Origin of the sequence: Thermococcus kodakarensis KOD1 (genome assembly GCF_000009965.1) — an archaeon.
In the GTDB taxonomy this organism is placed as follows: Archaea; Methanobacteriota_B; Thermococci; order Thermococcales; family Thermococcaceae; genus Thermococcus; species Thermococcus kodakarensis.
Genome location: NC_006624.1, coordinates 1,750,983 through 1,769,775, shown reverse-complemented (window position 1 = coordinate 1,769,775; position 18,793 = coordinate 1,750,983). Strand labels below are relative to the sequence as shown.

Genomic DNA, 18,793 nt, shown 5'->3' with positions numbered 1-18,793 from the left:
AGCCCGGAGAAGTTTCAAACTCAAACACAGTCTTTAAGAAGCAGTTAGAAACATTCCGCCAGCGCTTTGCAAAGCAAAGGGCTGTATGGCGCCCGGGCCGGGATTTGAACCCGGGTCACGGGAGTGACAGTCCCGTATGATGGGCCGGGCTACACCACCCGGGCGCATGATAGTGGCCGGCGGCGTTCCCGGTTTCCCGCCCCCTCTCGGAGGGCAGTACACCCGGGAACGCTGGCGGGCTTAACTTCCGGGGTCGAAACGAGACCGGGTGTGGCCCCGCCGCTATGGCCGCCGTGCCGATAACCACTCCAAGGATGGGTTTATAAATCTTACGGTGAAGTTCTCCTCAGGTGGTAGCATGGGACTGCTTGAGGACAAGGCCCTCGTGGAGGCGGCACTTTTTGTGGCTGGAAGACCGCTGAGCCTGAAGGAACTTTCAAAGGCACTTGGAATAAAATCACTGGAGTACCTGGAAAAGCTGATAGAGCTTATAGCGGCCGAGTATGCCGAGAGGAAGAGCGCGATAGAGGTCGTTAGAGTGCTCGAGGACAAGTACGTGATGCAGGTCAAGCAGGAGTACAGCCAGAGGGTCATCCACCTCATGCCGAAGCCAGACCTGAGAACTGGAGAGCTGAAGACCCTGGCGCTGATTGCATACCTCCAGCCGGTCGAGCAGAGCAAGATAATCAAGCTCCGCGGCAGTCAGGCCTACGAACACATAAAACGGCTCGTTGAAATGGGCCTGGTTTACGCCGAACCATACGAGAGGACAAAGCTCCTTGGAACGACGAAGAAGTTCGCCGAACTCTACGGATTCCCTGAGAACGATCCGGTTCTAATAAAGGAGGCCTTCAAAAAGGTCGTCAATGCCGAATACAGCGACCTGATGGCCAAACTTGAGGGCAAAGGTGAAGAAAAAGAAGAGGAAGCTCCGTCCGATTGAAGTTTTTCTAGGCCCTATAGTTTTCCCATTTCTGCTTTTGGGCAAAGTTTTTCTCCTTTAGCCTCAACGAAGTCCTTGGAGAAAGCTTTAAATACTCATATTGCCAATTACTATCAGGGTGAGTGCTATGGAAGTTCTGACAAAGGACGAGATAATCAACCGGATTATCCGGGAGAGAGGACTTTCGAGGTCTGAAATCGAGGAGAAAATACGTGAACTGGCCAAGATGCACGGTGTTTCGGAAAACGCTGCCGCCGTAATGCTCGCAGAGGAGCTTGGGGTAAGCCTCGGAAAGGAAGAGGAGATGCTGTACATCAAAGACCTCGTTCCAGGGATGACGGGAGTGAACATAGTCGCGAGGATCAAGAGAAAGTTTCCGCCGAGGGAATACACAAGAAGGGACGGTTCAACGGGCAGAGTGGCCGACCTTATCATTTACGACAGCACGGGCCAGGCGAGGCTCGTTCTCTGGGATGCAATGGTGGCAAAGTACTACGACGACCTGAACGTTGGCGATGTAATCAAGGTCATAGACCCCACTGTCAAGGAAGGAATGAGGGGCGTGGAACTCCACGCAAACTTCAGGACGAGGATAATCAAGAACCCGGAGGACCCGCGCGTCGAGGAGATTCCTCCGCTTGAAGAGGTCAGGAGCTATAACTATCGCAGGGTTCAGATAAAGGAGCTTCAGGGCGGTGAGCGCTTCGTAGAAGTCCGCGGAACGATAGCCAAGCTCTACAGGGTGTTAGTTTACGACGCCTGCCCCGAGTGCAGGAGGAGGGTGGACTACGACCCGTCAACGGACACTTGGATATGCCCCGAGCACGGGCCGGTGAACCCCGTGAAGATAACGGTCCTCGACTTCGGCCTGGACGATTCAACGGGCTACATCAGGACAACTCTCTTCGGCGACTCCGCGGCGGAGCTGATCGGAGAAGAGCCAGAAGTCATTGACGAGAAGCTCAAGAAGCTCATAGATGAGGGACTGACTCCAAAGGAAGCCGGAAAGAGGCTCGCCGAAGACGAGTACTACCCGCTCATTGGAAAGGAAATCGTGGTTAGGGGAAGCGTCGTGGAGGACAAGTTCCTTGGGACCCTCTTCAAGGCAAGGAGCTGGGACGAGGTTAACGAAAAGGCCGAGATAGAGCGCGTGAGGAGGGAGCTCTACCGCGAGCTGAAGGAGTACGGCCTTGAGTGAGGTGGTTGAAATGGAGGAAACGAGGTTTAGAAGGAGAAAGCCCGCAGTTGAGAGGAAGATAGCCGAGATAAAAGAAGACGACACCCGCGTCTCGCTCATCGGGAAGGCCTTTAAGGTAGACAAGATGGACTACACCTTCTGGCTCGACGACGGCACGGGTGTGATCCTCGTCGAGAGCGAGGAGAACGTCCTCCCGGAGAACGGCCAGATAGTCCGGGTAATCGGAAGGGTCATCAGGGAGGAGGAAGGCATCCACATCTTCGGCGAGGTCGTTCAGGACTTCAGCGATGCAGACCTCGAGGCCCTTGAGGAAGTGAGGGAGCTTGAGAAGAAGATCCTTCCGAAGGTTGAGGGGATAATCGAGTTCTTCGGAGGTGGTGAGGAATGAAGAAGCGCCTACCAGCGAGCAGGGTCTACATCAGGGACATCCTCGAGGGCTACTACGTCAGGAGCGACGGCGACTTTGAGCCGAACTACCTCATAACCAAGGACGCGAGAAAGGTCTACCGTGTCAAGGTTGTCGCCACCGTCGTAAGGGAACCCGTCATAAGCGACGACGAGACCTACGGAAAGTTCCAGATAGACGACGGGACGGGAACGATATGGGTTCTCGGCTTCCGCGATGATACGCGCTTCATAAGGCTCGTGAAGAAGGGTGATTTGGTTCAGATCATAGGAAAGGTTGCAGAATGGCGCGACGACAAGCAGATACTCGTTGAAGGAGTTGCCAGGGTCAGCCCCAACTTCTGGATACTCCACCGCTTTGAGACCCTCAAGGAGAAGGTCGAGCACGCCGAGAAGGCCAAGATAGCCTTCGAGATATACGACAGGTATGGTATAACTGCCAAGGCTAAAGTCATAGCCAAGAACAAGGGTGTTGACGAGGAGCTCCTCCAGACGATAGACGAGCTGTACACCCTGATGCTTGAGCAGAGGACCCTTGAGGAAGAGCTGTTCGAGGAGGAGACCGAAGAAGAGGAGGAGAAAACTGAGGAGAACCCCGAGGTTGAAAAGGCCAAAGAGGCCATCATGAACCTCCTGAGGGAGAAGGGCAAGGCCCTGTCCCACAAGTTCATCGTGAAGAAGCTGTCCTCAGAGTTTGATGAAGAAATAATAGAAGAGGCAATAACTCAGCTCCTCGCCGACGGCGAGATCTACGAGCCGGAGATAGGCTTCTACGAGCCGCTCTGATCTTTTTCTTTTAATACTGTTCTCTCATTGTCCTGATGACCGGGTCGTGTATGAGCGTCGAAGTGATGCTGTCCACCATCCTGAAAAACTCGTCCTTTCCTCTTTCAAGGTCGAGGCTCTCAAGCTTTATCAGCCTGCACTCGTCTCCGAGTATCCACTTTCCGAGGAGAATCTTCTCCCTATCTCCCTTTCTCATGTCTATCCTGACGAGACCGTAGGGTATGTCGGCCGTCCACCAGTTGGCTTTGAAGGTTATTCTCCACCCGGCCTTCTCAACGGCTTCGGCTAGCTTTTCCATCGTCGTTCCAGGGCCGTGCGGCGTCTTGAACGTTATGACAGTCCAGAGTTCGTCCTTCTCAAGCTCTCTAATCAGTTCTTTCTCAAAATCCATATCCATCACCTCACGAGCGAAGCTATCAGGAAAGCGACCACAGCCAGGAACACGCTCACCTTGAGGAGTATCTGGGCGCGGTGAGCCGTCTCCCTGTCCTGAGACCTCAGTATGAGGAACGCAGAGTACAGTATTACAGCATCCACGGGGAGCATGGCGAGATAGCCAAGGCCTATGCCAGCCTTAATGGGCAGGAAAGACGCTACGACAGTCAGAATCGCGAACAGAGCGCCGACGTAGGCAGCCCTCTTTCTCCCGATAAGTATGGGAAGAGTCTTAGCACCTTTTGCCATGTCACCCTCGATGTCCTCTATGTCCTTTATGACCTCCCTCGCGACGTTAACGAGGAAGGCACACAGGGCGAGCGTCCCAGCGAGGCCAATCTCACCAACGGCTATTGCACCGTAGAGGGGGGTAGCGCCAGTTAGGGAGGCCACAACGACGTTTCCGATAAAAGGCATCGGTTTCAGCTTCCATGCGTAGATGAACATTGTCACGTAGGCAACGATAGCCAGCAGGAAGTCCCAGATGTTTATGAACCAAGCGAGGACAATACCAGTTGCAAAGAGAGCCACTGAGTACCAAAGAGCCGCTTTTCTACTCATGGCCCCCCTCGGAAGCGGTCTCTCAGGCCTGTTTATCTTATCTATCTCGTAGTCAAAGTAGTCGTTTATTGTGTTCCCGCCCGCACACCCAAGGAAAACCACCAAGAACACGAGGATGGCGGTTTTTAGCTCTGGAAGACCCCCAGCGGCCACTATCGAGCCTAAGACACCCACTATCCCAGCAAGCAAACAGTTGTGGGGTCTTGTGATCTCGATGAATGCCTTGAATTCCATTAGGGGCACCTAACTAAATTCTGTCGGAAGTTTTTAAAGGTTTGCTAAAGCTCATCGCGCCGCAACAGGCCCAGCTCCTCCCCCTCTTCCGTGACCCGTATGCGCCCAAAGCGGATTTCTCTGACTCCCGAGAGGTCTCTAACGGGAGTTAGAATCTGAAGTCTTCCCTCGCTGAAGTTGATCCACTTGAGGACTCCAACTCCCATACACAGACCCTCGCCGTCTATGAGGCCCACGAGCAGGTTGCTCAGCTTTTCAAAATCGATAGCCTTCAGCTCCCGTGAGTGAGCACGCGGGAACTTCTCAACGTCCGCCTTAACGACGGTATAGCCCTTGTTCTTCCAGCCAGCCACTACCAGCCACCCAAAGGCCTTCTCAAGGAGTTCATTTTCATCAGCGTTCAGGGGTATCCCGTGGAAGAGGGAAGTGCCAGTTATGGCGACCTCAGATGCGCTGAACTCAACAAGCTGGGAGTCTCTGAAATAGTTCCGCCATTTCTCGGCACGCAGATTTCTCCTCTCTTCAAGAGGGTATCTCTTCACGGTTTCGCTGACAGCCAGTTCGATTACCCCCCCATACGGTTCCAGAGCCTTAACCAGGCCTGAGAGTTCTCCCGAGTGAATAACCGCAATAATGTCAGGTTTTACCAGCTCTGCCTTAAGACGCTTCATCTCCGCCCCAACACCCGTAACAAAGCCAGTCGTGTCTATCAAAACTACGTCAGCAACGTTTCTAGCGATTTCCACCATGCGTTTTACTCCAACTGCCATTTCACCTATAAACTGTGAGGGAGCAGTCGTTCCAACGAAGTAGTGTGCCACTCCCTCAAGCTCGCTCATGCTCTCAAAAGGCCCCTCGGGAATGGCGAGGCTTATCGTCCCGGGAGGAAGAACACCCTTTTGGCCGACGTCAGAGTCCACCACGGCAACCTTAAAACCCAGAGACAGGAGTTCGTTTCCAAGAAACGTTATTAGCGTGCTCTTCCCGCTGTCCACACCCCCAACCACCATGAGCGTAAACGGCTTGTTGTAGCTCGCTATACTCTCCAGGAGTTTAATCCTATCCTCAGGGACGTCCTGCGTGTACCTGGCCTTGTTCATGGTTTCGAATTCCCCCTGCAGGTTAAAAATGTTGGCCATCGGCATAAAACAGGAAAACTTATAAGTTTGACTTCTGTTCCAGTGATTACCGAAAGGTTAAGTTTTACATTTATCGAGGTTAAATTTGGAAAATTTGGAGGTGAAACTAATGAACGAAGGCGGCACACTGACACCACGCCAGCTGAAGCTTTTGAAAAAGCTCTACCAGGACGGGAGAACAATAGAGGTTCACACCGTTGAAAAGACACAGGACGAGCTGTCAAAGGAGCTTGGAATAACGAGGCAGGCCCTTAGCAACCACCTCAAGGTGCTTAAGGAGCTTGGATACATCAGGACGGGCAGGGGCTTCATAGATCTAACTGACAAGGCCCTTGAACTCCTTGGAGAGAAGAAAGGAGACGTTTTTGTCTTCGTTAAAATCGAACCGACAAAGAGAAAGCAGGTCTACGAGGCCATAAGGAAGCTGAACCTGAAGAAGATATACCGCGTTACAGGGGACATAGACCTGATCATCGAAGCCGATAAGGGCAGGCTGGACGAAATTTTGGAGGAGATAGCGTCGCTGGACGGCGTAAAAGAGACGAACACGCATCTCGTCCTTGAGACGCTATGACTTTCTCCTTTTCTTTTCCATCAGGGCTTTGAGGGCGTCGAGGTTCTTTCCAAATTTTGCGGATATCGGGACGAAAGTCTCATTGACCTCGCCGTAGGGAACGCCAAACTTTTCTGCCAGGAAGTTTATGACCGCTCCAACGTTCTTTACCTTGTCTATCTTGTTCACAGCAACGATCGTCGGTATCTCGAGCTCACGGAGGAACTGGTAGAACTCCACATCAATAGGTATCTCGCCGCGCTTCTCCCAGCGTTCGATGATTTCGGGAGCGGCCTTTCCGTCAACGACAAGAACGGCCAGTTCTATTCTATCTGCGTTGTCCTCGATGAAGTGCACTATCTCGTCCTTTATCCTCTCCTGGACTTCCTTCGGCAGGCCGCTCATAAAGCCGAAGCCTGGAAGGTCAACCACCCTTTTCCCGCGCCACTCAATCTCAATCGGTCTTCGGGTAACGCCGGGGCGCTTTCCTCTCTTGACCTTTTTTCCAGTAAGCTGGAATATCAGGGTGCTCTTTCCAACGTTTGAGCGCCCCGCGAATATTATCATCGTTCCACCACCCGCGTTCTTCAACTCAGGGTCGTTTATAAACCTTGGCGGAAAGGTTAAGTAGAAGTTGGACGTAAAAACTGCGGTGGTGTTACGGTGGAAGGGGATGCCAAGGCAAACCAGCTCATCAACAAGTTTGTAATCTCCCTTACCGAAGGAAAGATACTCGGTTACGTTACCGACATCAACGTTGAAGTTGAAGGAAACAAGTTCTACTTCATCCTGAAGATGAAAGAAGTTGAAAACCTCGGAAGCGGGCAGAGCGTTTTTACCAGCGAGAGGAAGCTTAAGATAAGCCCCGATGATATAGTAAACGTCGGCCCCCACGTCATAATACTCGGAAACGGCAAAGTTCCGCCGCTCCGCGAGATAGAGAGGCTTCACCAGATAGCAGAGGAGTATAACAACCTCGTTTCAGAGCTTGAGGCCAAAGAAAAGCTGATTGAGGAACTTAAGGAGGAGAACTACCGCCTCAAGAGGGAGCTTGAGGAGCTCCAGCGCGAGCTCAGAAAGTATCAAGTCATGAAGGAGGACTTCGAGAACCTCAAGGAGCAACTGATAAGACAGGAGGGCCAGCTTGAGATGGCGAGGGACTACATAAGGCTCCTAGAGGGCATGAGGGGAGACATCGACAAGATAAAGAGCACCGTGGAGGCACTCATCGAGAAACAGCTTGAAGAAGTAGTTAGGGGAATAATAGACGAGGAGCTCAACGCGAGGGGATTAAAGAAAACGAGCTTCCTTTAGCCGAATATGCTTGAGCCGAACATGTGGAGTATGAACTCAAAGGCGATCAGCAGGAGCGTCAGGGCTATAACGCCCTTCGGGCTGACCTTGACTGCCCTGGTGTCCTCGTCAAAGAACCTCATCAGACCCGCACCAGTTGGGGGGAGCGTCGCCTTTTCCTTTGCCATATTTTCTCACCTTCTCCAGTTCTTCAGTTGGTTTATTTAAATTTCACGATAAGGTTTTTAAATGCACCGCTTAAGAGCGGTTGGGAAAGGGGCTACCCCAATGAATCCCGCTGATGAATGGAGGTGGGAGGAATGGCGACCTTCAAGCTGGTTATATCGAACCCGAAAAACGGAGTTGCGAAGCAGGTTGAGATAAGCGGCCCAGAGGCTGACAAGCTTATTGGAAGGAGAATAGGCGAGGAAATTCCGGCGAGCGAGCTCGGCCTCAACCTCTCCGAGATATTCGGTGAGGAGATTCCGGCCGACGCCAAGCTCAAGATCACCGGAGGAACCGACAAGGACGGCTTCCCCATGAGGCCCGACGTCCACGGCCCGAGGAGGGTTAAGATTCTCCTCTCACGCGGCCCCGGCTTCAGGCCCAGGGAGAGGGGCGAGAGGAGAAAGAAGACCGTCCACGGCAACACCATCAGCCCGAACATCGTTCAGGTGAACATGAAGATTGTCTTCTGAGCTTCTCCCTAATTTTGCTCGATTGAACTTCAACCGCTTTCAATTCTTTGGTCCCATCCCCATGTAACTCTTTTACTCAGGCTTCTTCTACCTCATTTTAAGAGCAAAACACAGCTCTTAATTAAATTTACACTCCAAAAAGAAATGATGAATTTTCACTTATTTGAAGAGAAAAGCTTATAAGGATGAAGTGATTAGAGTGTACTGCAAACAATCTCAAAGAGGTGAACGCAGTGAAGTGGAAGACCGTAGTAGCCATCATAATTGGGTTGCTAATAGTTAGTTCAGGATTGAAGCCTGCTATTGCAAAATCTTTTTCTTTTAAGCCACATTCTATAGGGGTCTACGATCCACATCCAACATTTAACGATGACCTGAAGGACGCAGTACCAGTCTCAGCTTATCTTCATATTGACATCCGTGGTGGTACTGGTAGTCTCGAGGGGAAGTTGTTCATAAGGCATGAAGTTATTCAAATAAAAAAGCGTTTTTCATTAGTCCAATCTAACGTTTTCAATGGGTATGTAATGATTTTCAACAACAACCCTAGCGACAAATTGACAGGACTTCAGGGTAACGTTTACACGAACGGGACGATATTCTTATTCTTTAAGGACAAGCATGGAGGTCTTTTATTTATCAGTATGTACAATCCAAGTATTCCCTCAAAACTCTCAAAATTAAGTATTCCTAGCAAGAACGTTAGTGAGAACGAATGGCTCTGGAAGCTTGGCCCTACAGTCATTAAGACAAAAACTATAACAAAGACTGTGGGGAAGCCCGTAACCCTTTATGATTCCAGCAAATCTGTTAATTCTATGTCAGCTATGGTATCATCTAGCTGGCTATCTTCAACGCTCGTTACAAAGTGGTTTGAAGTTGGATGGTGGATATTCAAGACCAAATATTTCATAACGCTAGAATTTAGAGTATATGGCCCTCCATCCCTTACAAGTCTTTCTCCTCAAGGGACATATCAAGTGGAAGTGGAGATATACAATGAAGGAACAGAATCAGGAAGTGAAGATACTCCTCTCTTAATCGGAGACAGCGCTCAAGTTGGCCCAGAAGCTGTGGAAATGGGAATGGTTGTTCCAGAGGAGTGCGATAGAATCATGCCAATAACTCATCATTCAGCATCACACTATGCACTGACTCTAGGAGATGTTGGATTATCCTTTGGATTTGCTCTTGGACCTTTATCTCTTGACCCAATAACAGCAATTTCGCTAGTTTTCTCTGGAGGGCTCAATGAGGACATTAAGCCTACACACCCAGTTAATGCAATTCACATAAAATACAATGACATGTATGCTTTGCACCCAGGAGAGTACATTGGAACAAAGCAAATAGTCGTGAACTATGAATATCAGCAATATTCCGGTGTTAAACCTTTTAAAGTGAAATTTAAAGTGCCTGTTTATTATCAGCTAAGTGCATCGCAGGGGCTCCAACAGGTTGGGGTGATTGAAGGAGTAGTTTATCACTATGTCAACCATAACAACACCAGTTAGTTGTTGAAAAATTGTTTTTGATTTTGTCTGATATTTATTTTTACATTTGATATAACTAAAGGGGGGAGGCAAGATGAATATAAGTAAAAAAATCTCGGCTGTGTGCATTGTGGTTTTAGTGCTCTCCGCCTTTTGGTGGCACAAGGCGAATACTTTGAAAACGGAGTACTCCGGGAGTGAAAGGTCGTATATCGCAATGTGGATCTCCCAAGAAGCCGCCTTCATTAGAGCTTTCTCCGAAGATGCCTTGAATTTCATCAACTCCTCGAACTACACCGGGGCCGTTGTTAGTATTAAGCACACAGAGGGGGTAATGATGTCCTTTAGAGAGCCATTATATATGATTACTCTGCATAAGGACGGATTTAATACGAGCATGCTTAAAATGACACAAACCGATTCCTGTGTCAATTTCCTTGAGCTGTCTGCGGAAATAATCCCCCGCGGAGACGACGATGATATCAAGGTAGTTAAGGAGGGACTCACCGAAATATGGAATTTTTCAGATCAGCTGCTAAAACGATACCCCCTCAGTGCTCGGGCCTCAGAGGAGACCCTCAGAAGAAACTGGGAGCTTCAGAACAAATGCAGAATCCTGCTGGAAAAATTGGAGAATAAAGGTTAAAGCGGTTAACGCCTCGATTCGACGCAGGAGCTCCTGCGGCATTTGGGGCTTAGCCATTTTTGCCCCATGCACACCCCGGGCTTCTTTCGGTCGATTCTACGCGGAAAAACGCTACTCTAAATAAAGTCATGCTTAGAAAAAGAAGGAGTTTTTATATCGACTAAAAGGAAAGATTTATAAGCATATTTTGTAAACTTAATTTCAACTGGTGGTCATCATGAGAACGATAACAAGAAAAGTGGGGGTCTCTGCCCTTATAGTCGTTCTTTCTTTCTTGACGGGATTTCTCCTCGGGGTCAACTTAGGGGGGATACTCCCGCTTGCACTCTATCTCGTGGGTCTGCTGTTGAGCTCCATTGCGGTGGCGTTCGTTGCCTCCAGGCTTGAAGTTGGACCAGGGGACCTAGCAAGGACCGCCTTAATCATCGTCCCCGCCGTTCTTGCGGCCGTTCTAGGACTGATAAGGATTGTGGCCTCTTTCTTCGAGGCACCTGCGTCAGGTCCAACAGAGGGCGAGGGGTCTATGATAGTGCTACTATTCCTCCTACTCCCGGCCATTCTGCTGGGCCTTCTGGGGAGTCTCTTTGAGCTCTCCCTCTGGAAGAGGGACGGGAACTCTCCCAGCTGACCTTTAATCTTTTGCCGTTACTCTTGAAAAAACGTGAATACAATGCAAGCAATCTCAATGAGAACAACATAGATCCAGGAGAATTTTACAGCGTGAAGGCACTCTCCAGGCTGTCCGACCTCTGGAGGTATCGAAAATGAAGCTCTACGGGACTGAGGTTTCCTTTATCACCTTTTTACGCTTTTGGGTTAGCGAGCTGGTTTTAGCACTCCTTGGCGGATACTTTGGAAGTAATGGTTTTTATCCAGAGGCGCTCCTGATGACGGGAGGGGTATTCTGGCTCAGCTTTTCCGCCATTACTTGGCTGGCGTGTATGGAGTACAAAAGGTCCAAAAACTGCTCATTAGAAGCCAAAATGGGAGCTATATTCTTCGCAATCATCCCTGCATCCAACGTCCTCGTGTGGATTTTCGGGTTTTACCCGTATTCAACCCTGATAATCTCACTGCTCTGGACGCTCCTAGTGTTCAAAGTGGGGATAAAACTCGGCGCCAGGAAATTCCTGCGAATTGTCCAAGAGGAAGAGTGAACATTCACGACCCTGCAGGAAATAAGGATGCCTCCAGAACATAGCCGAAAATAAAATCCAAGCCATCTGTCAAAATCACGAGGAATGTCCATGAAGAAACCTTAATAAGCGCCCGCCTTTTCTACTCATTAGAGGTGAGAGAGATGGCGAAGAAGAAGGAGTTTAGGCAGGCCGAGGTTAACATCGGTATGGTCGGTCACGTTGATCACGGTAAGACGACACTCACAAAGGCCCTAACTGGAATCTGGACGGATACGCACAGCGAGGAGCTGAGAAGGGGTATTACAATCAAGATAGGCTTTGCCGATGCAGAGATAAGGAAGTGCCCGCACTGCGGCAAGTACTCAACCTCCCCGGTCTGTCCCTACTGCGGCCACGAGACTGAGTTCGAGAGGAGAGTCTCGTTCATCGACGCTCCAGGCCACGAGGCGCTGATGACGACCATGTTAGCAGGAGCGTCCCTCATGGACGGCGCGGTTCTCGTCATAGCGGCCAACGAAGGAGTGATGCCCCAGACGAGGGAGCACCTGATGGCCCTTCAGATAGTCGGCAACAGGAACATAGTCATAGCCCTCAACAAGATTGAACTGGTTGACAGGGAGAAGGTCATGGAACGCTACCAGGAGATCAAGGAGTTCGTCAAGGGCACCGTCGCTGAAAACGCCCCGATAATCCCGATTTCAGCTCTACACGGTGCTAACGTTGATGTGCTCCTTGCGGCGATAGAGGAGTTCATACCGACTCCCAAGCGCGACCCGAACAAGCCGCCCAAGATGCTCGTTCTTAGGAGCTTCGACGTGAACAAGCCCGGAACACCGCCGGAGAAGCTCGTTGGCGGTGTCATAGGCGGTTCTATAGTCCAGGGCAAGCTGAGGGTCGGCGACGAGATAGAGATAAGGCCCGGTGTCCCCTATGAGGAGCACGGAAGGATAAAGTACGAGCCGATAACGACGGAGATTACATCGCTCCAGGCCGGCGGTAGGTTCGTGGAAGAGGCCTATCCTGGCGGTCTCGTCGGCGTTGGAACCAAGCTCGACCCGTTCCTCACCAAGGGCGACCTGATGGCCGGAAACGTCGTCGGAAAGCCAGGTCAGCTACCGCCCGTCTGGGACGAGCTTACACTCGAAGTCCACCTGCTTGAGCGCGTCGTCGGAACCGAGGAGGAACTCAGGGTCGAGCCGATAAAGAGGAGGGAAGTCCTCCTGCTCAACGTCGGCACGGCGAGAACGATGGGCCTCGTAACTGGCCTCGGAAAGGACACCGTTGAGCTCAAGCTCCAGATACCTGTCTGCGCCGAGGTCGGCGACAGGGTTGCCATCAGCAGGCAGGTCGGGAGCAGGTGGAGGCTCATCGGCTACGGCTTCATAAGGGAGTGACTTTTCTTTCCCAATTTCAATTTTGAAGTCCTGGTGGTTCTTATGAGCGAAAGCCGAAGGCGGGAGTGGCTGGTCGTTCCAGACACGAACTTTCTCCTCGTTCCCGGCCAGTTTGGTGTGGACATAATCAGCGAGCTCCACAGGATTCTCGATGTTAAGTTCAGGGTAGTGGTTCCAAACGTCGTCTTGGATGAGCTGAACGTCATAGAAAGGAAGTCTCGTGGGAGAGACTTAATGGCCGTCAGGATGGCGAAGAAGCTGGCGGAGAGGTTTGAAACTGTTGAGATCGGCCGCTTTGGGGAGAGACCTATAGACGACCAGATATTCGACTTCGCGGTGAGGAACGAGCGCGTAATCGTCTGCACAAACGACAAGGGGCTTAAGAAGAGACTCCGCGAGAAGGGCGTTCCAGTCGTTTACCTCCGCTCGAAGAAGATTCTGGAGCTTGAGGGGATGCTTGAATGAGCTGAGTTTTTGAATTCCAGTGCCTATTCTGGCCCACTTAACAGCTCGTTTTATCCACTTCACCGTTCAAAACCCTTAAAACTAAACTTTCTCCAGTTTCGGGAATGGGAGGTGAGAAAATGTACACGGAAGAGGGACTTCTGAATGAAATCCGCGAGCTTATGGACGATGATGAACTCTTTGAGATGTATGAGAGAGCCTTCAGGGAGTACCACTACTACTTCGACACGACGAACTACATCGTCCTCAACGTCTACAACTTCAACGACCACGGGCCCATTCACGTCCTACTGACGACGAGGAGGGCCCTCGAGCTCCTCAGGATAATCAGGAAGTTCAGCATCCAGACGACGGCTGAAAAGCTTGGAAAGCCCTTCCGCTGGAGCAAGTTCATCGTTGCCTTCGGCGCACTTTTCCACGACATCGGCAACATGATACACAGAACGCCCCACTACCAGTTCAGCGTTTTCCTCGCGGAGCCGATAATAGATAAGCTCGTAAGAGAGTTTGAAGAGAGAGATCCTCTGCTCCTCAAGGCCTTAACCCTCAACGCCATCTATACCCACGACGAGCACGTGCCGTGCACCACTATAGAAGGTTCTCTGGTAACGATAGCCGACGGCTGTGATATGGAAGAGGGCAGGAGCAGGCTCGTCCACAAGAAGGACAAGGTGGACATCCACGCCGTTTCGGCTCTCGCCATCAAGAGGGTTGAGATCAAGGAAGGAAATGAGGAAGAGCCAATACTAATCGAGATCTGGATGAAGCACCCTGCGGGAATCTTCCAGGTGGACGAGATACTGACCAAAAAAGTCAAGAGCTCGCTCCTCAGCGGAAAGGTCAGGCTCAGGATACACACTGGGGCAGACGGGGAGATATTCGAGAAAGTCGTCTAAAGGCTTTTAATCTCCCTGCCCTATTCTCCTCCATGTCCCTCACCGACGCTTATCGGGACCTCAGGTACCTCCTAAACAGGGGCTATCCGAAGAAGAGCGCCCTGAAGTTCGTGGCAGACCACTACAGGCTTTCACTGAGAGATAGATACCTTCTGGCGAGGTGCGTCTTTTCTGATGCATGGATCGCCGAGGTAAGAAGGAAACTTCTAAAGCCCGGAGAGCTTGAGGGAAAGGTTTTAGCCGTTGACGGCTTCAACGTCCTCATAACCCTCGAATCCGTCCTCGACGGCGAGGCGATACTCTGCGAGGACGGCCTGGTGAGGGATTTGAAGTACCAGGGGAAGTACAGACTGAACGAAAGAACGCGGGAAGTGGTTGAAATTGTCGTTGAATCACTTTCCAGGCTGAAAGTTTCCAAAGCGATCTTCTTCTACGGCAAGAACGTCCCAAAGAGCGGAATCGTCAGGAAAATTACCGAGGAAGCCATAGAAAAATACGGCCTGAGTGGGGACGTGAGGCTCGTAAAAAGCCCGGACTTCGAGCTCAAGGCCTTTAGCATAGTTGCAACGGCCGACGTGGGGATAATCTCCAGGGTGGAGCACGTTTTTGACGTCCCCCTCCACGTATCAGGGAGACTTGGAGTAGAGATCAGGAATATTTTTGATATATTTCAAGTCGAAAAGCGCTAAATTAAATAATATTCTCGGAGTATACCCGGAATAACTACAAACTAGATTTGGAGTTTTGAAAAACCCTTAAATAGAATGAGGGACAAAATTACCTCAAGGCATCATGATGTATTGCCCGCTTTCCTTTTCTGCGGGTCTTGGAGGGAAAATATATGAAAACCCTGACAACTACGCTGGTTGTTTTATTGCTGGTTGGTTTAGTGTTGGCGAGCGGCTGCACTGGTGGAGGAAATAATGAGGGAGGCCCTTCCTACACCTCGCACGAAGAAATCTCCGGGGGTTCTTCCGGATCAACCTCGGAAGAAACTACGGGTACTTCCGAGTCCTACTCGGCAACCTGGCAGACCCCGTGGGACGCCTACCACCCCATTAGCCTGAATGGGGGCTCGTACTATATTACAGAAGTTGAGTACACCTTCACTCTCAAGACTTCTGACGGCGAAAAGACATTCAACATTATCAAAAAGCGTGGCTACGTGAAGGCCCACGTTTACGCCGAGGAGAACGGCGAAAAGAAAGACCTGGGTGAGTTTAACCTGTTCGCCTACTACGGGAAGATAATCCCCGTAACTGGAAACGGAACGCCCTTTGAGTACATAGTAATGGTCAGGGAGAGAAGCGAGGACAGCGACAAATACTTCTTGGAGCCAGTACCAAACTTCGGAGTCCTCACAACGGGAAGCGCCGTTGTGGCTGAGGCAAAATCCGGAAATTCTTACTTCTACTGGAGCAACCCAGGAGCTATAGGACAGTATAGCGAACTTCCATACACCGAAGGTGACCTGAACGAAGTCCTTGGGGACATGGGGAGCTACCTCTACACCTTCTGGCTTTCGATGTTAAGCTCAGGGGTCTGGAGCGGTCTGGAGGATCGCGACCTGATGAAGGCAGAGGAGTACGATTACAGCTTCCCACCCTTTGCGTACCATTACAGGATAGACCCGGACGGGACGGTTACCTTTGATGGTAATGACTTCGGGGTCAGCAACGTTGAATGGAGCTACTCTTTCGGAGGGGTTACTCTCCAAGGAAGGGCAGAGATATCGCCCGCTCTTCCAATCCCCGTTGAGACCGAGGGGACGTTCGTTGACCTGAGCTCGGGGGCAAAGGCATACTCAAAGATAAAAATTGAAGGTCTGAAGCTCTCAAAGGAGTTCGGTGGAATAAGCGTGAGCATCGAGAAGCCCACCTCGGAAGGCACGAGTACTGAAACAGCTAGTGAGACCCAGACGGAAACTTCAGCTCCCTCAGAAAGTTCTCAAAACTGGCAGAGAGCCTGGGACGCCTCGGAACCAATAGAAATCCATGGCAACCAGTACCTACTGAAAAGTGTGGCCTACGACATCACCTACAAGACACAGAACTGGGAAGTGCACTACACGATGGAGCGCGGCTACAACGAGACCGATGATGGCTACGTTGCCTACGCTATAGTCCATATGGACGACGGCTCAACATACCGCTTCGAGGTCTATACCTCAAACATAGATGAGTACACGGGCTGGGTTCTCTGGATTCCCTCCGTCTTCGAGCTGATTGAGAGTGGATCCAGCTTTGAAAAATACACCGTACAGGGGCCAAACTGCGGCTACACCTACGGTGAGAGCGGGATATCAGGGGACATGAACTGCGGTATGGAGATAACTAACAGCCTCTTTGACCAGATATGGGACGTTTACAACGGCTTCGCGGGCGGAATCTACGGCGATGTCGTATACGTTGCAGACCTCTCCTCGAACGGGGAAGGCTACACAGTCCAGAAAGACGGGAGCGTGAGTTTTGCTGGGATGACATTCGACGAGTATGTAATTCAGTGGAGCGGCCTCATGCAGGGTTATGTAACCGCCAACGGAAAGACCGCGGTTGTTCCAGAGCTTCCAATTCCTGTGGAGATCGAAGCTTCATTGGCGATGCCAGAGGGGGCAATGTACTTCCACATCACAGTGAAGGATGTGGAGCTCGCCCCGGCGAGCTAAAGCTTATATCCTTTCCTTCCCATTTTCTTCCATGTTTGGAGAGCACGAACTCAGGACTCAGTTCATCAAAATAGCCGATAAAAAAATCCACCTTCTCGAGGATAAGGGGGGGATAGTCAGATATAGGCGTGACGATTTTGAGGTCATTATAAAGAACAACGGAGAAAAACTGAAAGTTCTCCCTGCCCCGGCCTTGGGCTACGGGGTAAAGCTTCTCATGATAAAGTTCAGGGACCCCCTTGTAATACCCCCAAAAGACGCTGTAGCTGGGTTCGTTGAGGCTCCCATAGAGGTTGACGTTAAAATCGGCGATCTAACAATCGATCACTTCATTCTCGGGAAGGAGAAGTACGCCCTCTACGGTGCCATAGAGGCCGGTGTAATCTGCCGCTATCAGGTTAGTCCCTTCTACACCGAGGAACCAGAATCCATAGGGGTGGCGAAGCTCATAGTCTCCAACCCCTCTTCCGAGTGGAAGCCACTTGAGAGGGTTGTCGTCCCAATAAAGGGGACTTCAATGTACTACGAGAACACAAAAGCCTACTATCCCTTACTTCTTGTCACGCTCAAGAACCACAGCCCGGAGGTAAACAACACGGGAAGGCCGCCAAAAGAGGGCCTGAACGCAGTTGGAAAAGGCCTTTCGCTACCTAACTTCCTGATGAGGTGGTAGCATGGGGGCTGCGAACACTACCTCCCTCTGGAATCAGGGCGTTCTGGGGAAAAAGCTTCTCTTCACCTTAACCACAGGCGCCGTTGTAAAGGCGGTTTTAATCCTCGTGGTGGGCCTTGTAATAGCGAAAGTTCTCAGGAAGTATTTGCTCAGTCTTGCCAGAACCACAAAATACGTCTGGATAATCAACGAGGATACTGCATCAACGCTTCACAACATGGTGGTGGTCGTTGCTCTTGTTTACTCTCTCGACGCTCTTGGGGTCCTCTCAATTACCGTGGCTGGCACCAGCCTGAGCAATATCCTCGCTGCCTTCCTTGTGTTCTACTTCTCCTACGTCCTTGCCAAAAAGTCAAAAGACTACATCATAATGCGTTCTTCAAAGCAGAAACTTCCGGAAGTTCAGCTCAAGGCGAAGCTCTACTACTATACCTTCGTCACGCTGGCGTTCTTCATAGCCCTTAACATAGCCGGGCTGAGCGGGAGGCTCTCGACGATAGTGGCGGCGGCGGGGATAACGGGTATCGTCCTCGGTTTTGCATCCCAGACGGTAGTTGCCAACTTCATCTCGGGCATATTCATGTACTTCGACAAGCCGCTTAAGATAGGCGACCCCGTTGAAGTTGCCGGTTATTCGGGCGTTGTCCACGACATAAGGATTCTCTCAACGAGGATAAGGACATGGGACGGTCTCCTCGTCAGGATTCCAAACGAGAAGCTCTTCAACAGCGACATAAAGAACCTCCAGAAATATCCAGCGAGGCGAGTGGACATAACCGTCGGCATAGCTTACAAGGAAGATGCGGGGAGGGCGATAGAGGTGATAAAGAAGACCCTCGATGAGATGCCCTATGTTCTGGCGGAGCCGGAGCCGATGGTCTTCGTTGATAACCTCGGGGACAGCAGCGTCAACATAGCCGTAAAGGCATGGGCACCGAGCGAGAAGTGGTTCGACGTGAGGTGGCAGATAGTTCAGAAAATAAAAGAGGCTCTGGATAGAGAAGGCATCGAGATACCCTTCCCGCAGAGGGTCAACTGGTTCGCGGAGGAGCTGAGGGTGAAGGTGGAGAAGGACTGACCCAACTCCCCCATTTTTCTATACTCAATAGTCCTGAGATCTCTTGCCCTTTAAAGCCAAACGTTGGGCAGGTTGGATGACATGAATAACTTATTATTA

The 18,793-nt window shown here is 50.8% G+C and carries 23 protein-coding genes, 1 tRNA gene and 1 rRNA gene; 18 read left to right on the top strand and 7 right to left on the bottom strand.

The genetic code is table 11. The features are described 5' to 3' along the window. Positions 1-86: 86 nt before the first annotated feature. Together TK_RS09835 and rrf are read right to left on the bottom strand one after the other, a co-directional pair. Positions 87-164: transfer RNA gene (locus tag TK_RS09835), tRNA-Asp, on the bottom strand. Between the two features lie 10 nt (positions 165-174). Further along, a 5S ribosomal RNA gene (gene rrf, locus TK_RS09830) occupies positions 175-296 on the bottom strand. A gap of 62 nt (positions 297-358) precedes the next feature. On the opposite strand from rrf, the gene scpB reads away from it, so the two are divergent. The 4 genes from scpB to TK_RS09810 all read left to right on the top strand — a co-directional run bounded on the left by scpB (position 359) and on the right by TK_RS09810 (position 3,332). Continuing rightward, the gene (scpB, locus tag TK_RS09825) at positions 359-943 is read left to right on the top strand and encodes an SMC-Scp complex subunit ScpB (RefSeq protein WP_011250912.1); all 585 of its coding nucleotides are present in this window, start codon (positions 359-361) and stop codon (positions 941-943) included. A gap of 127 nt (positions 944-1,070) precedes the next feature. Next, complete coding sequence (locus tag TK_RS09820; RefSeq protein WP_011250911.1) at positions 1,071-2,141, top strand: OB-fold nucleic acid binding domain-containing protein; 1,071 nt, start codon at positions 1,071-1,073, stop codon at positions 2,139-2,141. 10 nt (positions 2,142-2,151) lie between these two features. Then, positions 2,152-2,529, top strand: coding sequence for a replication factor A complex, RPA14 subunit (locus TK_RS09815; protein WP_011250910.1), 378 nt, complete (start codon positions 2,152-2,154; stop codon positions 2,527-2,529). Further along, complete coding sequence (locus tag TK_RS09810) at positions 2,526-3,332, top strand: OB-fold nucleic acid binding domain-containing protein (RefSeq protein ID WP_011250909.1); 807 nt, start codon at positions 2,526-2,528, stop codon at positions 3,330-3,332. The genes TK_RS09815 and TK_RS09810 overlap by 4 nt, the downstream gene beginning before the upstream one ends. A 10-nt stretch (positions 3,333-3,342) precedes the next feature. Here the strand turns inward: TK_RS09810 and TK_RS09805 are convergent, their stop codons facing one another. The 3 genes from TK_RS09805 to TK_RS09795 are packed head-to-tail and all read right to left on the bottom strand — an operon-like array spanning position 3,343 to position 5,662. After that, the gene (locus TK_RS09805; protein ID WP_011250908.1) at positions 3,343-3,723 is read right to left on the bottom strand and encodes a hypothetical protein; all 381 of its coding nucleotides are present in this window, start codon (positions 3,721-3,723) and stop codon (positions 3,343-3,345) included. A 5-nt stretch (positions 3,724-3,728) separates the two neighbouring features. Further along, the gene (locus tag TK_RS09800; protein ID WP_011250907.1) at positions 3,729-4,562 is read right to left on the bottom strand and encodes a geranylgeranylglycerol-phosphate geranylgeranyltransferase; all 834 of its coding nucleotides are present in this window, start codon (positions 4,560-4,562) and stop codon (positions 3,729-3,731) included. 44 nt (positions 4,563-4,606) lie between these two features. Then, a complete protein-coding gene (locus TK_RS09795; RefSeq protein WP_011250906.1) occupies positions 4,607-5,662 on the bottom strand; it encodes a Clp1/GlmU family protein in 1,056 nt (351 codons plus the stop codon). Positions 5,663-5,810: 148 nt separating this feature from the next. Between TK_RS09795 and TK_RS09790 the strand changes: the two genes are divergently transcribed. After that, positions 5,811-6,275 (top strand): Lrp/AsnC family transcriptional regulator, encoded by a 465-nt coding sequence (locus tag TK_RS09790; RefSeq protein WP_011250905.1) that lies wholly within the window; start codon positions 5,811-5,813, stop codon positions 6,273-6,275. Here TK_RS09790 and engB read toward each other — a convergent pair. Then, positions 6,270-6,821, bottom strand: a complete 552-nt coding sequence (engB, locus tag TK_RS09785; RefSeq protein ID WP_011250904.1) for a GTP-binding protein EngB — start codon at positions 6,819-6,821, stop codon at positions 6,270-6,272. The genes TK_RS09790 and engB overlap by 6 nt on opposite strands. 96 nt (positions 6,822-6,917) lie before the next feature. Here engB and TK_RS09780 point away from each other — a divergent pair, with 96 nt between their 5' ends. After that, complete coding sequence (locus TK_RS09780; RefSeq protein WP_011250903.1) at positions 6,918-7,568, top strand: hypothetical protein; 651 nt, start codon at positions 6,918-6,920, stop codon at positions 7,566-7,568. Here TK_RS09780 and TK_RS09775 read toward each other — a convergent pair. Beyond that, on the bottom strand, positions 7,565-7,735 hold the full coding sequence (locus TK_RS09775; RefSeq protein WP_011250902.1) for a preprotein translocase subunit Sec61beta: 171 nt from the start codon (positions 7,733-7,735) through the stop codon (positions 7,565-7,567). The two genes, TK_RS09780 and TK_RS09775, sit on opposite strands and share 4 nt — an antisense overlap. Before the next feature lie 132 nt (positions 7,736-7,867). On the opposite strand from TK_RS09775, the gene TK_RS09770 reads away from it, so the two are divergent. The 12 genes from TK_RS09770 (at position 7,868) to TK_RS09715 (ending at position 18,694) form a co-directional block, all read left to right on the top strand. Next, positions 7,868-8,245, top strand: a complete 378-nt coding sequence (locus TK_RS09770) for a 30S ribosomal protein S6e (protein WP_011250901.1) — start codon at positions 7,868-7,870, stop codon at positions 8,243-8,245. A 233-nt stretch (positions 8,246-8,478) separates the two neighbouring features. Continuing rightward, entirely contained in the window at positions 8,479-9,759 is a 1,281-nt protein-coding gene (locus TK_RS09765; RefSeq protein WP_011250900.1) for a hypothetical protein, read from the top strand. 73 nt (positions 9,760-9,832) lie between these two features. Then, positions 9,833-10,384, top strand: coding sequence for a hypothetical protein (locus TK_RS09760; protein WP_011250899.1), 552 nt, complete (start codon positions 9,833-9,835; stop codon positions 10,382-10,384). A 208-nt stretch (positions 10,385-10,592) separates the two neighbouring features. Further along, positions 10,593-11,012: a hypothetical protein gene (locus TK_RS09755; protein WP_143598722.1), complete on the top strand. Its 420-nt coding sequence runs from the start codon at positions 10,593-10,595 to the stop codon at positions 11,010-11,012. A 136-nt stretch (positions 11,013-11,148) separates the two neighbouring features. Next, on the top strand, positions 11,149-11,541 hold the full coding sequence (locus TK_RS09750) for a hypothetical protein (RefSeq protein WP_011250897.1): 393 nt from the start codon (positions 11,149-11,151) through the stop codon (positions 11,539-11,541). A gap of 143 nt (positions 11,542-11,684) precedes the next feature. Then, positions 11,685-12,917: a translation initiation factor IF-2 subunit gamma gene (gene eif2g / locus TK_RS09745; RefSeq protein WP_011250896.1), complete on the top strand. Its 1,233-nt coding sequence runs from the start codon at positions 11,685-11,687 to the stop codon at positions 12,915-12,917. 42 nt (positions 12,918-12,959) lie between these two features. After that, positions 12,960-13,382, top strand: a complete 423-nt coding sequence (locus tag TK_RS09740; RefSeq protein ID WP_011250895.1) for a PIN domain-containing protein — start codon at positions 12,960-12,962, stop codon at positions 13,380-13,382. A gap of 119 nt (positions 13,383-13,501) precedes the next feature. Continuing rightward, a complete protein-coding gene (locus TK_RS09735; RefSeq protein WP_011250894.1) occupies positions 13,502-14,278 on the top strand; it encodes an HD domain-containing protein in 777 nt (258 codons plus the stop codon). Between the two features lie 32 nt (positions 14,279-14,310). Beyond that, a complete protein-coding gene (locus tag TK_RS09730) occupies positions 14,311-14,967 on the top strand; it encodes a DUF434 domain-containing protein (protein ID WP_011250893.1) in 657 nt (218 codons plus the stop codon). Positions 14,968-15,119: 152 nt separating this feature from the next. Continuing rightward, positions 15,120-16,943, top strand: coding sequence for a hypothetical protein (locus TK_RS09725; RefSeq protein WP_011250892.1), 1,824 nt, complete (start codon positions 15,120-15,122; stop codon positions 16,941-16,943). A 31-nt stretch (positions 16,944-16,974) separates the two neighbouring features. Next, positions 16,975-17,616 (top strand): DUF432 domain-containing protein, encoded by a 642-nt coding sequence (locus tag TK_RS09720; protein WP_011250891.1) that lies wholly within the window; start codon positions 16,975-16,977, stop codon positions 17,614-17,616. Position 17,617: 1 nt separating this feature from the next. Further along, complete coding sequence (locus TK_RS09715) at positions 17,618-18,694, top strand: mechanosensitive ion channel family protein (protein ID WP_011250890.1); 1,077 nt, start codon at positions 17,618-17,620, stop codon at positions 18,692-18,694. The last annotated feature ends 99 nt before the right edge of the window (positions 18,695-18,793 follow it).